15 protein-coding genes, 1 tRNA gene and 4 pseudogenes are annotated in these 13622 nt (G+C 48.2%); 9 read left to right on the plus strand and 11 right to left on the minus strand.

The window, feature by feature from the left end; translation table 11 throughout:
* Positions 1-90: 90 nt before the first annotated feature.
* From HMPREF2959_RS09050 to HMPREF2959_RS09080, 7 genes and pseudogenes are all read left to right on the plus strand, one after another.
* A complete protein-coding gene (locus tag HMPREF2959_RS09050) occupies positions 91-690 on the plus strand; it encodes an HINT domain-containing protein (protein ID WP_070696709.1) in 600 nt (199 codons plus the stop codon).
* Positions 671-1127, plus strand: a pseudogene (locus tag HMPREF2959_RS13330) (hypothetical protein). Before HMPREF2959_RS09050 ends, HMPREF2959_RS13330 begins: the two are co-directional and overlap by 20 nt.
* Before the next feature lie 140 nt (positions 1128-1267).
* A pseudogene (locus HMPREF2959_RS13550) lies at positions 1268-1345 on the plus strand (restriction endonuclease fold toxin); the annotation flags it as partial.
* 2 nt (positions 1346-1347) lie between these two features.
* Positions 1348-1706 (plus strand): annotated as a pseudogene (locus HMPREF2959_RS13555) (hypothetical protein).
* Between the two features lie 11 nt (positions 1707-1717).
* Complete coding sequence (locus HMPREF2959_RS09070; protein ID WP_002235455.1) at positions 1718-2053, plus strand: hypothetical protein; 336 nt, start codon at positions 1718-1720, stop codon at positions 2051-2053.
* A 148-nt stretch (positions 2054-2201) separates the two neighbouring features.
* A pseudogene (locus HMPREF2959_RS09075) lies at positions 2202-2696 on the plus strand (hypothetical protein).
* A gap of 119 nt (positions 2697-2815) precedes the next feature.
* Positions 2816-3949, plus strand: coding sequence for a hypothetical protein (locus HMPREF2959_RS09080; RefSeq protein WP_070696714.1), 1134 nt, complete (start codon positions 2816-2818; stop codon positions 3947-3949).
* Positions 3950-4035: 86 nt separating this feature from the next.
* Here the strand turns inward: HMPREF2959_RS09080 and HMPREF2959_RS09085 are convergent, their stop codons facing one another.
* From HMPREF2959_RS09085 to glnA, 6 genes are all read right to left on the minus strand, one after another.
* A complete protein-coding gene (locus HMPREF2959_RS09085; protein WP_002239493.1) occupies positions 4036-4311 on the minus strand; it encodes a hypothetical protein in 276 nt (91 codons plus the stop codon).
* A gap of 16 nt (positions 4312-4327) precedes the next feature.
* Entirely contained in the window at positions 4328-5143 is an 816-nt protein-coding gene (locus tag HMPREF2959_RS09090; RefSeq protein WP_014581776.1) for an RTX iron-regulated FrpC family protein, read from the minus strand.
* A gap of 45 nt (positions 5144-5188) precedes the next feature.
* Positions 5189-5515 (minus strand): hypothetical protein, encoded by a 327-nt coding sequence (locus HMPREF2959_RS12655; protein ID WP_070696717.1) that lies wholly within the window; start codon positions 5513-5515, stop codon positions 5189-5191.
* A gap of 32 nt (positions 5516-5547) precedes the next feature.
* The gene (locus HMPREF2959_RS09100; RefSeq protein ID WP_002218732.1) at positions 5548-5823 is read right to left on the minus strand and encodes a GIY-YIG nuclease family protein; all 276 of its coding nucleotides are present in this window, start codon (positions 5821-5823) and stop codon (positions 5548-5550) included.
* A complete protein-coding gene (locus HMPREF2959_RS09105) occupies positions 5820-7103 on the minus strand; it encodes an MFS transporter (RefSeq protein WP_025461253.1) in 1284 nt (427 codons plus the stop codon). Before HMPREF2959_RS09105 ends, HMPREF2959_RS09100 begins: the two co-directional genes overlap by 4 nt.
* Before the next feature lie 155 nt (positions 7104-7258).
* Positions 7259-8677, minus strand: a complete 1419-nt coding sequence (glnA, locus tag HMPREF2959_RS09110) for a type I glutamate--ammonia ligase (protein WP_002243243.1) — start codon at positions 8675-8677, stop codon at positions 7259-7261.
* Between the two features lie 310 nt (positions 8678-8987).
* Between glnA and aroE the strand changes: the two genes are divergently transcribed.
* Together aroE and mtgA are read left to right on the plus strand one after the other, a co-directional pair.
* A complete protein-coding gene (gene aroE, locus HMPREF2959_RS09115) occupies positions 8988-9797 on the plus strand; it encodes a shikimate dehydrogenase (protein WP_002243242.1) in 810 nt (269 codons plus the stop codon).
* Between the two features lies 1 nt (position 9798).
* Positions 9799-10500 (plus strand): monofunctional biosynthetic peptidoglycan transglycosylase, encoded by a 702-nt coding sequence (gene mtgA, locus HMPREF2959_RS09120; RefSeq protein ID WP_002226378.1) that lies wholly within the window; start codon positions 9799-9801, stop codon positions 10498-10500.
* A gap of 325 nt (positions 10501-10825) precedes the next feature.
* Here mtgA and HMPREF2959_RS09125 read toward each other — a convergent pair.
* From HMPREF2959_RS09125 to HMPREF2959_RS09145, 5 genes are all read right to left on the minus strand, one after another.
* Positions 10826-10901, minus strand: a tRNA-Phe gene (locus tag HMPREF2959_RS09125).
* A gap of 190 nt (positions 10902-11091) precedes the next feature.
* Entirely contained in the window at positions 11092-11826 is a 735-nt protein-coding gene (gene lptB / locus HMPREF2959_RS09130) for an LPS export ABC transporter ATP-binding protein (protein ID WP_002221983.1), read from the minus strand.
* A 73-nt stretch (positions 11827-11899) separates the two neighbouring features.
* Positions 11900-12430: a lipopolysaccharide transport periplasmic protein LptA gene (lptA, locus tag HMPREF2959_RS09135; RefSeq protein WP_002216438.1), complete on the minus strand. Its 531-nt coding sequence runs from the start codon at positions 12428-12430 to the stop codon at positions 11900-11902.
* Positions 12411-12992, minus strand: a complete 582-nt coding sequence (gene lptC / locus HMPREF2959_RS09140; RefSeq protein ID WP_002233513.1) for an LPS export ABC transporter periplasmic protein LptC — start codon at positions 12990-12992, stop codon at positions 12411-12413. The genes lptA and lptC overlap by 20 nt, the downstream gene beginning before the upstream one ends.
* Entirely contained in the window at positions 12989-13525 is a 537-nt protein-coding gene (locus HMPREF2959_RS09145; RefSeq protein WP_001148016.1) for a KdsC family phosphatase, read from the minus strand. The genes lptC and HMPREF2959_RS09145 overlap by 4 nt, the downstream gene beginning before the upstream one ends.
* Positions 13526-13622 lie beyond the last annotated feature (97 nt).

Raw genomic sequence — 13622 nt, forward strand, 5'->3', positions numbered from 1 at the left:
CAGGATATTGGGAACTAAGTTCTTCAAAAATCCTGTCTCCGTCCCTTATACGTCGGTGCTTTAGTCAAAACGGCAGACGGCTACAAAGCTATTGCCCATATCCGAGTCGGCGAGAGCGTCCTTTCCAAGGACGAGGCAAGCGGGAAAACAGGATACAAACCCGTTACCGCCCAATACGGTAATCCGTATCAAGAAACCGTTTACATTAAAGTTTCAGACGGCATCGGCAACAGCCAAACCCTGATTTCCAACCGCATCCATCCGTTTTACAGTCAAGGAAAATGGATACAGGCAGGTCGTCTGAAAAAAGGCGACACCCTGCTTTCCGAAAGCGGTGCAAAACAGACGGTTCAAAACATTACCCTCAAACAGCAGCCGCTCAAAGCCTACAATCTGACCGTTGCCGATTGGCATACTTACTTCGTCAAGGGCAGTCAGGCGGAAACGGAAGGGGTTTGGGTTCATAATGCGTGTCCGCCTAAAAGGACAGGAAGCTCCAAGAATGAAAAACATGGAGATGGCGGTCGAAGTCAAATATCAGCAGAATCACGAATTGCTGAATTAAAAAATAAAATTATTCCCGGAATGTCCAAAAATGAACGATTAAAGATTGAGCGAACAATCAGAAATATTACAAAAAATGCCAATCGAAAAGCAAAAGGAGAAGAGCATGGTCGACGCGGTCGTTAAAACTCCCGAATTTTTACCTTTTACTTCTGTAGGAATATTCCGTTTTGGTGCGGATATAACAGAGTACAAAAACATACTGGAAACTTTTATGTATGAACCTCCTGATGAGTTTAGAACAGAATATTATGAATCTCCCGACTCAAATTTACTCATTTCCGTCAAAAAAAAACAAAATTATTTCGATATTTTGTTATCAGGAGCTATATTTTATGGGCGTTAATATAATAGGTCTGAATTTTGAAGATTTTAAACAACTTTTCCATCACCCTAAATCATACGGTGTTGATAAATATTATTTATCAAATGAATCTTATCCGACATATGTCTATGAGTTTGATGAAATAGGAGTACAAGCTTGGGAAGCAAAAGGGAAAATTGTTACTATCATTGCCGGGGGCAAAGACAATTATTCGACAGAACCTTACTACGATGAATAACATTAATGGCAGGCATAGGTTGGGTTGAGAACTCAACAACAAGAGGTCGTCTGAAACCGTAATCGATTTTTCAGACGACCTTTCTGTCAATCCAAACAGATTGTCGAATCTTAATCCAACCTGTGCTTGCTGTACGGAACAGGCACGGTGTTCATTCACAAGTTAAGTCATATATTGAATCAAAAGGCGGCATTGTTAAAACAGGTTTAGGAGATTAAACATGGCATCATATGTTTCCATAAAAGGATGGATTGAATGCTCTGACGATGATATAAAAATCATCCAAGAAAACATTAATAATTTTTGGAATAATTGTCCCTTCAATATCGAAGAGAAAGAATCTGCAAAAATATATAAAAGTGGGTGGGTTTTCCCGACAAATAGTTTTAATTGGAGCAGCTATATTTTTTTGGTGCATGCGTAAAATCTTATTTCATTATTTATTTTGAAAAATGTATTAAAACAATAATGGAATTGGATATTGAAATATCAGGTTTTTTTGAATTAGATTATTATGAAGATAGTTATAAAGTAAATTGGAAAATAAATAATGGCAATTTAATACAAACGACTAATTAAATGGACAAAAAATGATGGCTGATAAGGAACAAGTAGAAAAGATGATTTATTCTGAAAATAAACAGAGTGTTATTGACGGTATGCTCGGTATGACCTTCAGCTCGGAGGAGGATGAAATCCCTTGGATTTCTGAGAAATTGACGGAGTTGTCGAAGCATAAAGACTTGGATATTGCCAGATTGTCATTAACCTGTTTCGGACATCTTGCCAGGATGCATGAAAATATCGGCGATTGCGATAAAGTGATTGCTTTATTGCGCTCAAAACAAGGTAATCCGGATTTTCAAGGTTTTGCCGAAGATGCGTTAGACGATATTTCCTTCTTTATATTTAAAAAGCGTCCGTAAGCACCGGCAAGGTCAAATCTGGCAAATGCCGTCTGAAGCGGTATTCGGCTTTCAGACGGCATTTTCTCCGATTGGCACAGGATGCAGGGGCTTGCCGGCTTGATTTTGCCGAAGTTGTTGGCAAACAATTTGGAGGGGGCGGCAATTTATGGAAAATAGATTTGCAAAAATCGTTAAGGATATTTTTAGTTTTACCCAATTTGTTTCCGAAGCGGAAAATAAAATTCCTAACCAATCCTCCCGTTATTACGACTGCTGGTAGGAATTGGAAATCTTGAATGCTTCCGCATTGGAAGATTGGGAAATATCGGAAAAGCCTGAAAAATGGGAGAAATGGACAGAAAAATATCAGACCGAAGCGTTACAGTTAGTCAAGAATCTATTTGCCGAAGAAGTTCCTGAAAATAATATAGTTTGCGATATTTCTCATTTTTTGCATTTTGCCAATCGGGCAGAAGCCGACATTCCCAATCAATCACGTTTATATGCCGAATATTGGTGGGAAATGGAAACGTTCAAAATGTCGGTTTTAGAAGATTGGGAACGCTCGGGAAAGCCGTTAGATTGGGAAAAATGGCAAAGGCAATATCAATTTGAAGCATTTGAATTAGTCAAAAAATTGAATCAAAGCAAACAAGAGTAACAAGCTGCAGCCTGCATAGGGGTTTTTAAAGTACGGCATCAACCGTAGATTAAATTAAAAATCAAACAATCAAAGCTCGTCTGATATAATCGATATACTCTGTTAAACGAAAAATAAATATGTTTAAAAAATTCAAACCGGTACTGTTGTCATTTTTTGCACTTGTATTTGCCTTTTGGCTGGGAACAGGTATTGCCTATGAGATTAATCCGCGTTGGTTTTTGAGCGATACGGCAACTGAAGTACCTGAAAATCCGAATGCTTTTGTGGCGAAACTTGCCCGCCTGTTCCGAAATGCCGACAGGGCGGTTGTCATCGTGAAGGAATCGATGAGGACGGAGGAAAGTCTTGCCGGAACTGCGGATGACGGTCCGTTGCAGTCGGAGAAGGATTATCTCGCGCTCGCTATCCGGCTCAGTCGTTTGAAAGAAAAGGCGAAATGGTTTCACGTAACGGAGCAGGAACATGGGGAAGAGGTCTGGCTGAATTACCATATCGGCGAGGGCGGTTTGGTTGCGGTTTCGCTTTCGCAACGCTCGCCGGAAGCGTTTGTTAATGCCGAATATCTGTATCGGAACGATCGTCCGTTTTCTGTAAATGTGTACGGCGGAACGGCTCACGGAGAAAATTATGAAACGACAGGAGAATATCGGGTTGTTTGGCAACCGGACGGTTCGGTATTTGATGCGTCGGGGTACGGGAAAATCGGGGAAGATGTTTATGAGCATTGCCTCGGGTGTTATCAGATGGCCCAGGTATATTTGGCGAAATACCGGGATGTCGCGAATGATGAGCAGAAGGTTTGGGACTTCCGCGAAGAGAGCAACCGGATTGCGTCGGACTCGCGCGATTCTGTGTTTTATCAGAATATGCGGGAATTGATGCCCCGGGGGATGAAGGCGAACAGTCTTGTGGTCGGCTATGATGCGGACGGTCTGCCGCAGAAAGTCTATTGGAGTTTCGACAATGGAAAAAAACGCCAGAGTTTCGAATATTATTTGAAAAACGGAAATCTTTTTATTGCACAATCTTCGACGGTAGCATTGAAAGCGGATGGCGTAACGGCGGATATACAGACCTATCATGCGCAACAGACGTGGTATTTGGATGGCGGGCGGATTATCCGCGAAGAGAAACAGGGAGACAGACTGCCTGATTTTCCTTTGAACTTGGAAAATTTGGAAAAAGAGGTGCGCCGTTATGCAGAGGCTGCGGCGAGACGTTCGGGCGGCAGGCGCGACCTTTCTTACTGAACGCCAATGCCGTCTGAAACCGGTTTTCAGACGGCATTGGAGAGTCAAACGCTTTTTGCAATGCTGTATATTCCAAATCCAATTCGCTATAAATTGAAAACCACAATCCAAAAAACAGAAATACACATTAAACGGGTCTTTTTACCGACCGTATCATCCCATAGGTTTTCCACACCTTTTTTCATCCATAAATTCAAACCATTTAAGTTTGCATCCTTACCGACAATTGCAGCAGCATCATCCGCATAACGGTCACCCAAATTAGCCAAATAACGCCAACCGCCATAGGTATCGCCACGGAAAGCATAACCACGCAAGGTTTGGATTTGTTCTGGTGTTAAAACAACTTCACCCTCATTCATAATAAGATCCTTTAAATTATTTTTTACTTGAATTGTTTACAAAACTCTGTACCAATTGCTCTACTTGTTGGTGATAACCTACCAACTCCTGCTGTGTGAGCTGCTGCTTTTCCCGAATAAACGGGTAATACCGTACCGGGAAACCGTTAATACAGGAACCTACGCCAGTGCTGTAATTATCTTCTTCAGTTTGGTTTATTCGATTATTCCGATGAGTAATAATCGCCGGATTTTCTCCTTTTTTAATATAGTAAAATTCATGAAAATATGGATTTTCAGGAATATGTCTTTTATCTTCATAAGCCTCGTATTCAGGATAGGCAGATGGCATTTTTTTAACCCCGTAAGTAAGCAATCTTTCTCCCATAGTCGTGCTTAAACTACACGCATCTTTTCGGATAACAATATCGTCCACGCTATCCAAACCGTCGCGTAGAAATTGGATAAAGTGTGCTTTGTTTTGCTGGTTGTATGGCTCAAGAACCCAACCTTGGTCGGTTTTTTTGTAATAGACGCTAATCTCTATCAAATTAATGGAGTAAGCATCCTGCCCGGGCGTGTCGGAAAGCCATTTTGTGGCATTGTCTTGCGTATACCGTGCAAGATAGCCATAGGGGATAACCATTTTGGTGCCCTGAAAATCAAATGTAACCGTATGTTCAAATCCTGTCATTGGCTCGGGATTGTTGAAACTGGTTTGTTCTTTAGCCTGTTGCGCACTTACTGCTTTTTGATCTGTCTTTTCATTCACAGGTTCACATGAGGTCATAGTAAAAACACTCCCAATAAACAAAATAAAAAGTTGATAAATGGTAGTAGCATATGGTCTCATAATTTCAAGCCTAGAAATTAGTTAAAGAATATATTATGGTAGATACTAACTCTTTAAGTTGACATATTGTGCGATATCGAGGGCTGTACCGTATTTTCCCATCGTATTTTCCCATCGTATTTTCCCGTTCTTTATATGAGCGGCAGGCATTCTCATAAAAGAAGGGATACCGATAAGGAAAAATACCTCGGTATAAAAAATATACTGATTGATTAATACAAATCCAACAAACAGTTCATCGTATTCTTTTCTGTTGGCGTATAAAAAATACTGATATATGCCTTCACTTTCATAGGGCGACGCTTTATGTGCCGTCCTGTACGTTGAAACATCGGTTTTCCTTGCCCCCTGCTTTGTCCCGATTGTTGCCAACTGCTGTAACCATACCGTCCGAACCTAAACCGTCAGGTTTCAGACGGCATTTTTTCTGCCTGCTCCCACAATTGCCGTTTTTGTGCGGCGGTCAGTTTTTTGACGGCGATTTCCTGCCTGAGTGCCGTGCCTTTATCCATCCCGCCTGCAACGATACGCATCGCCACCGGTTTGAATACGCGGGTATATTTCGCGCCTTTACCGGTTGTGTGGGCGGCAAGCCGCTGTTGCGGATTCGGGCTGATGCCGCAATAGAACGCGCTGTTTTCACACAATATCAGGTAAACGCTCCAGTTTGACGCGTTCATCTGCCTGCATCCTGAGTTTTCTCCCCGTTCCAAGGCGCAACTTTCAGCAGCAGCAGCATACCCGGTAGGGCGAGTGCGAAACACAGTTGGAAAAACGGTACATAACCGAGCCATTCAATCAGATAACCGGCAAAGGAATTGATGACCGTGCGCGGGACGGCGGACAGGCTGGTAAACAGCGCAAGCTGCGTTGCGGTAAATGCGGGATTGGTTTCACGCGCCATATACGATACGAACGCCGCCGTCCCCAACCCCACGCCGACCGCTTCCGCGCCGATAACTGCCGCCAGCATCAGCCTCTCGCCTGTGCCGACCGTGTCGAAAGGTCCGAACCCTGCCAGCCATACAAACCCCAAAACGGTTACAGCCTGCACCGCGCCGAATAGCCACAAGGCTTTGTTTACGCCGATTTTCAGCATCCACACGCCGCCCAAGATACCTGCCGCCACTGCCGGCCACAGTCCTGCATTTTTCGCAATCAAACCGATGTCTGTCTTGCTGAAACCCATATCCAGATAAAACGGCGTTGCCAACGCGGTTGCCATACTGTCGCCGAGTTTGTAAAGGAAGATAAACAGCAGCACGCACACCGCCGAAGCGATGCCCTTGCGCGTAAAAAATTCTTTAAACGGCTCTACCACGGTCTGCTTCAACGTTTTAGGAACGGCAGGCGGCAACACGGGTTCGCGCGCAAGAAACAGCGTCATCAGAAGGCCGGGCAGCATAAATAATGAAGTGATAACAAATACTTCTGACCACGGCATCCTGTCTGCCAACACCAAACTCAATGAACCGGGAATCAGGGCGGCAATCCGGTAGGCGTTCACATGAACCGAGTTGCCCAAACCCAATTCTTCGTCTGACAAAATCTCGCGCCTGAACGCATCCAATACAATATCCTGACTGGCGGAAAAAAAAGCGACAAGCACCGACAAGCCGGCAATCAGCGGCAGATGATTACGGGGGTTTAAAAAGGCATAGGCCGCCAAAGCCGCCAGCAACCCTGCCTGCGTCAGCAGCATCCACCCGCGCCGCCGTCCCAAAACGGGCAGCCTGACCGCGTCCATCAGCGGCGACCACAAAAATTTCCAAGTAAACGGCAGACCGATTAACGCCATCAGCCCGATGCTCTTCAAATCCACCTGCTCGCTGCGCAACCACGCCGGAATCAGGTTAATCAGAAAGTACAGCGGCAGCCCCGAGGTAAACCCCGTAAAAATACAGACAAGCATATTTCGGGAAAAGATTTGCCCGATAAAACCTGATTTCGATGCAGTCATCGTTCGTGCAGCCCAAAAAAAACAAAAGCCTATTGTAGCAAATATCGCCCGCCTGCTGAAAAATGCCGCCCCGCGCCGCCGGTTTGCCGTTCAAATGCAAAATGCCGTCTGAAACTGTGTTCAGACGGCATTGCTTTTCTGAAAACCAGACGTGCTTACAGGCTGTAATACATTTCAAATTCCAGCGGGTGCGGCGCCATGCGGATGCGGCGTACGTCTTCTTCTTTGAAAGCGATGTAGCTGTCGATCCAGTCTTTGCTGAACACGCCGCCGCGCAGGAGGAATTCGTGGTCGGCTTTGAGGGCGGCCAGTGCTTCTTCCAAAGAAGCGCAAACGGTCGGCACCAATGCATCTTCTTCCGGCGGCAGATCGTACAGGTTTTTATCGGCAGGGTCGCCCGGATGGATTTTGTTTTGAATGCCGTCCAAACCCGCCATCAACAGGGCGGCAAATGCCAAATACGGGTTGGCGGTCGGATCGGGGAAACGCGCTTCGATGCGGCGCGCCTTGCTGCTGTTCACGGACGGAATGCGGATGGAAGCGGAACGGTTTTTGGCGGAGTATGCCAGTTTGGTCGGCGCTTCAAAGTGCGGCACGAGGCGTTTGTAGGAGTTGGTGGACGGATTGGTAATCGCGTTCAAGGCTTTGGCGTGTTTGATGATGCCGCCGATGTAGTAGAGCGCGGTGTCGCTCAAGCCGGCATAGCCGTCGCCTGCGAACAGGTTTTGACCGTCTTTCCAAATGGATTGGTGAACGTGCATACCGCTGCCGTTGTCGCCCATAATGGGTTTGGGCATGAAAGTGGCGGTTTTGCCGAAGTTGTGGGCAACGTTTTGAATCACATATTTCATGTCTTGGGTTTGGTCGGCGCGTTTGACCAAGGTGGCGAAACGCGTGCCGATTTCCATTTGGCTGCCGGTACCGACTTCACTGTGGTGGACTTCGACTTCGATGCCGAGTTCTTCCAAAATGTTTACCATCGCGGAGCGCAGGTCTTGTCCCGCGTCAATCGGAGCAACGGGCGCGTAACCGCCTTTAACGGCAGGGCGGTGGCCGGTGTTTTGACCGTCCATGTGCAGGCCGCTTGCCCATGCGCCGCTTTCGGACGTGATTTCGTAACGGGTTTTGTGCATGTCGGTTTCAAATTCTACGCCGTCGAAGACGAAGAATTCAGGCTCGGGGCCGAAGTATGCCGTGTCGCCGATACCGGAAGATTTCAAATAGGCCTCGGCGCGGCGTGCGATGGAGCGCGGGTCGCGGTCGTAACCCTGACCGTCGGCGGGATCGATAACGTCGCAAGTCAACACAACAGTCGCATCATCATAAAAAGGATCGACGAAGGCCGTAGACGCATCGGGACGCAACTGCATATCGGAAGCCTGAATGCCTTTCCAGCCGCCGATAGACGAACCGTCAAACGCCTGACCGTTTTCAAACCACTCTTCGGGGTCTTCCAACACGATGCGCGCAGGCACGGTAAAGTGGTGCTGCTTGCCTTTGGTATCGGTAAAGCGCAAATCGACAAAGCGGGCTTCGCTTTCTTCAATCAATTTTACGGCGTTTTTAATAGACATTTTTCAGCTCCTGGAAAAGGGAAATAGCAAAATATGCGGAACGCGGCAGATTAGCTCAAAGCCAGCATGATTCTACCACGTCCATGCCGTCTGAAACTGGCCCTGCGTCAAATTCCAAGCTGTAAAATATAGTTTCAGACGGCAATATTGTCAACAATATGCTTCGGTTTGTCTGTTCAAAAGCGGAATACCCGCCCTTTTGTCCAAATGCCGACAAAACAGATGCCGCCTGAAAACAGTTTAGACGGCATCGTTCCCATCTTCGCGCCGCCGTTATAAAATGACCGCCCCGCCTTGATGGAATATGACTATGCACGCCCTCCCCCGCTACGCCGTTTTTGGCAACCCCGTCGCCCACAGCAAGTCGCCGCAGATTCATCAACAATTTGCCCTTCAGGAAGGCGTTGACATTGAATACGAACGCATTTGCGCCGACATCGGCGGTTTTGTACAGGCGGTTTCGACATTTTTTGAAACAGGCGGTTGCGGGGCAAACGTTACTGTACCGTTCAAGCAGGAAGCGTTTCATCTGGCGGACGAGCATTCCGAACGCGCTTTGGCAGCAGGTGCGGTCAATACGCTGATTCTGTTGAAAAACGGCAAGCTGCGTGGCGACAATACCGACGGTATCGGTTTGGCCAACGACATCACGCAGGTCAAAAACATTGCCATTGAGGGCAAAACCATTTTGCTTTTGGGCGCGGGCGGCGCGGTGCGCGGCGTAATTCCGGTTTTGAAAGGACACCGCCCTGCCCGTATCGTCGTTGCCAACCGCACCCACGCCAAAGCCGAAGAATTGGCGCGGCTTTTCGGCATTGAAGCCGTCCCGATGGCGGATGTGAACGGCGGTTTTGATATCATCATCAACGGCACGTCCGGCGGCTTGAGCGGTCAGCTTCCTGCCGTCAGTCCTGAAATTTTCCTCGGCTGCCGCCTTGCCTACGATATGGTTTACGGCGACGCGGCGCAGGAGTTTTTGAACTTTGCCCAAAGCAACGGTGCGGCCGAAGTTTCAGACGGACTGGGTATGCTGGTCGGTCAAGCGGCGGCTTCCTACGCCCTCTGGCGCGGATTTACGCCCGATATCCGCCCTGTTATCGAATACATGAAAGCCATGTAATATGTTCCGCATCGTCAAATGGCTGATTGCCCTGCCCGTCGGCATCTTTATCTTTTTCAATGCCTATGTGTACGGCAACATCATTACCTACCGCGCCGTCGCGCCCCATCAGACTGCCTTTATGTCGATGCGGATGAAGCAGTTTGAACAGGAAGGTCGCGATGTCGCACTGGATTACCGCTGGATGCCCTACAACCGCATCTCGGTCAACCTGAAAAAAGCCCTGATTGCTTCCGAAGATGCCCGTTTCGCCGGGCACGGCGGCTTCGATTGGGGCGGCATTCAAAACGCCATCAGGCGCAACCGGAACAGCGGCAAAGTGAAGGCGGGCGGCTCGACCATCAGCCAGCAGCTTGCCAAAAACCTCTTCCTCAACGAAAGCCGCAGCTATATCCGCAAAGGCGAAGAAGCGGCGATTACCGCGATGATGGAAGCCGTTACCGACAAAGACAGGATTTTTGAACTGTATTTAAACTCAATCGAATGGCACTACGGCGTTTTCGGCGCGGAAGCCGCGTCCCGGTATTTTTATCAAATACCCGCCGCCAAGCTGACCAAACAGCAGGCGGCAAAACTGACGGCGCGCGTCCCCGCCCCGCTCTACTACGCCGACCATCCGAAAAGCAAACGGCTCCGCAACAAAACCAATATCGTGCTCAGACGCATGGGTTCGGCAGAGTTGCCTGAAAGCGACACGGACTGATTGTTTCAGATATGGAAATGCCGTCTGAACTGCGGTTCGGACGGCATATGTTTTCTGGTTTTTATAGTGGATTAACAAAAATCAGGACAAGGCGACCGAAGCCGCAGACAGTACAGATAGTACGGAACCGATTCACTTGGTGCTTAGCACCTTTAGAGAATCGTTCTCTTCGAGCTAGGGCGAGGCAACGCTGTACCGGTTTAAATTTAATCCACTATACCTGCCCGACAGCCGCAAAGACCGTATCATACATAGCAGGCATTGCGGTGCGGGATTACTGCCGCAAACGGCAGGCAAAAAAAATAACCGCTTCAAGGCGGTTTTTTGGTGGCCAGAGGCGGAATCGAACCGCCGACACACGGATTTTCAATCCGTTGCTCTACCAACTGAGCTATCTGGCCTTTGTCTGTCTCGTTAAGAGATGCGTATTAAACCAAATTACGGGACGACATGCAAGCATATCGGGCAATATTCTTTGAAAACAGGTTTAAGTCAATGTTTTAAATTTGAATTAATTTATGTAAAAACAACATAAATCCGTATTTTTGCCGCCTGCCCGACGATATTAGGTCGCCCGTCTGAAAAATATTTTCAATATTTGAAGTTCTTACCCAGATAAACAGAACGAACCTGTTCGTTTCCGACCAAATCATCAGGTTTTCCCGATGCCAACACCGTGCCGTCTGAAATAATGTAGGCCCGATCGCAGATGCTGAGGGTTTCGCGTACGTTGTGGTCGGTAATTAATACGCCGATACCGCGCGACTTGAGAAATCCGATGATTTTTTGGATGTCGATGACGGCGATGGGATCGACGCCGGCAAAAGGCTCGTCCAACAAAATAAAATGCGGTTTCATGGCAAGTACGCGGGCGATTTCGACGCGTCGGCGTTCGCCGCCCGACAAAGATGGGGCAGGATTATTGCGCAAACGCTCGATATTCAGGTCGGCAAGCAGTTTTTCAACTTCGCCGTCGATGCGGCTTTTGTCTTTGGTACTGATTTCTAAAATGGCGCGGATGTTTTGTTCGACGGTCATTTTACGGAAAATAGAGGCTTCCTGCGGTAGGTAGCCGACACCCAGGCGGGCGCGTTCGTGTATGGGCAGGTGACGCAATTCCTGCCCGTCCAGCATCACGCTGCCCGCATCGGCGGCAATGAGTCCAACAATCATGTAGAAGCTGGTGGTTTTACCCGCACCGTTGGGCCCGAGCAGGCCGACGACTTCCCCGCTTTCGATTTCAAGGGAGAAGCTTTTAACGACTTGGCGTTTTTTGAAACTTTTTTGCAGGTTTTGAACAACAAGGCGGCTGACGTTTGCGCTCATAAATATCTCTTCAATATCTTCGGTCGGCAAATGCCGTCCGAACTAGGTTTATGTTTCAGACGGCATTTTGGGATTATTCGGATTTTTGCGTACTCGAAGGCTGGATAACGACGCTGACCCTGCCGGATTTGGAAGCGGATTTTGCGCCGGATTTTGTGCTGCCGCTGATGGTATAGACTTCGGTTTTGGTGTTGTATGTAATCACCGCACCTTCGGCGACATCGCCGCCGCGCTGTACTTTGGCATTACCGGTTAAGACTACGGTGCTGCCTGCAGATGAATAAGCAACGTTGTTTGCCTGTCCGCGCACCGTGCCTTTGCCGCCGTCCAATGTCTGGCTGAAGCGGACTGGCGAACCTTCCGCCCTCACGGATTCGCCGCCTTTGCCGCCGCGTGTAACATTGACGCGGGCGGCGGAAATATTGAGCGTACCCTGTCTGATGACGACGTTTCCGCTGAATGTGGTGCTTTGGTTGGCTTGATCGAGCGAACCTTGGTCGGCCTCAATCTGAATAGGCTGCCTGCTGTCGCTTTGAAGGGCAAAAGCGGGGGACGCCGAAAAAAATGCTATTAAAACAAATAGCTTACATATCTTTTGTATCATAAATCGTGGCTTTCACTTTAGATGAGAAGTTCAACATGCCTGTTTTGTGGTCGTAAGTCATGCCGCCCGCCTGACCGTGCGATGCACCATATTGGAAACTGACAGGCGTATCGGTTTGGGCATATTGAGATTCGGTATCGACGTGCAGCTTTTCGGCTTCAACTTTACCCGCCTGCCGTTTGCCGTCGGCGGTTTTGGTCAGCACAACGTTGTTTTTAAAAAGAACCTGTTTGTTTTCGGTATGGTAAACGGCTTCATCGCTGCCGACTTCGTACAACAACCTGCCTTCTTGGAAGAACACGAGATGCGGTGAGTCGAAATGAATGTCGCTGCTTTCGGGAAACTGTTTCGCGCCCTTCGAACTCAAATGTTCTTTCAAGTATCCCTGTTCGTCAAACCGCCTGCCGTCCAAGCCGTCCATTGTGTATTGCGGTTCGTCGGGATTGAGCCTGACTTCCTCGATTTCGACTTCGCTGATGCGTCCCAACCATGCCGACAGGCTGCCCAAGGCAACCGCCAATATCAATGGGAACGCAATTCCGTACCGCCATCTTACTTTCATTTGATGTACTCGTTCAAAGCCGCGCCCAAAGTCCCTTGCGCCTGCATAATCAGGTCGCACACTTCGCGCACCGCGCCCGCACCGCCGGGGCGTTTGGCAATATAGGCGGCGTGTTGCAGCGTAAACCAATGCGCGTCGGGGACGGCAACCGGCAATCCGCAGCGTACCATAACGGGCAAATCGACCACGTCGTCGCCGACAAAGGCACACTCGGCTTCTTCCACGCCGACCTGAGCGCGCAGCTCTTCATACGCGGCGCGTTTGTCCGAAATGCCTTTGAAGTAGTAATTTATGCCCAACTGTTTGACGCGGATGCCGACGGAGGGCGCGTCCCGACCTGTGATAATCGCAGTCTGCACGCCGCTTGCCTGAAGCATTTTCAGACCGTGTCCGTCCAGTGTGTGAAACGATTTGATTTCTTCGCCGTTATCGCGGATAAAGATTCGCCCGTCGGTCAAAACGCCGTCCACATCCAATATCAGCAGTTTGATTTTGGCGGCGCGCGCCTGTAATTCGGGAGAAATTGCCTGCATGGGATTTCCTTGTTTTCAGACGGCATATCTTACCACAAATGCCGTCTGAAACGGCTGCAACGCCTTATATAGTGGATTAACAAAAATCAGGACAAGG

Origin of the sequence: Neisseria sp. HMSC070F02, from assembly GCF_001814225.1 — a bacterium.
GTDB lineage: Bacteria > Pseudomonadota > Gammaproteobacteria > Burkholderiales > Neisseriaceae > Neisseria > Neisseria meningitidis.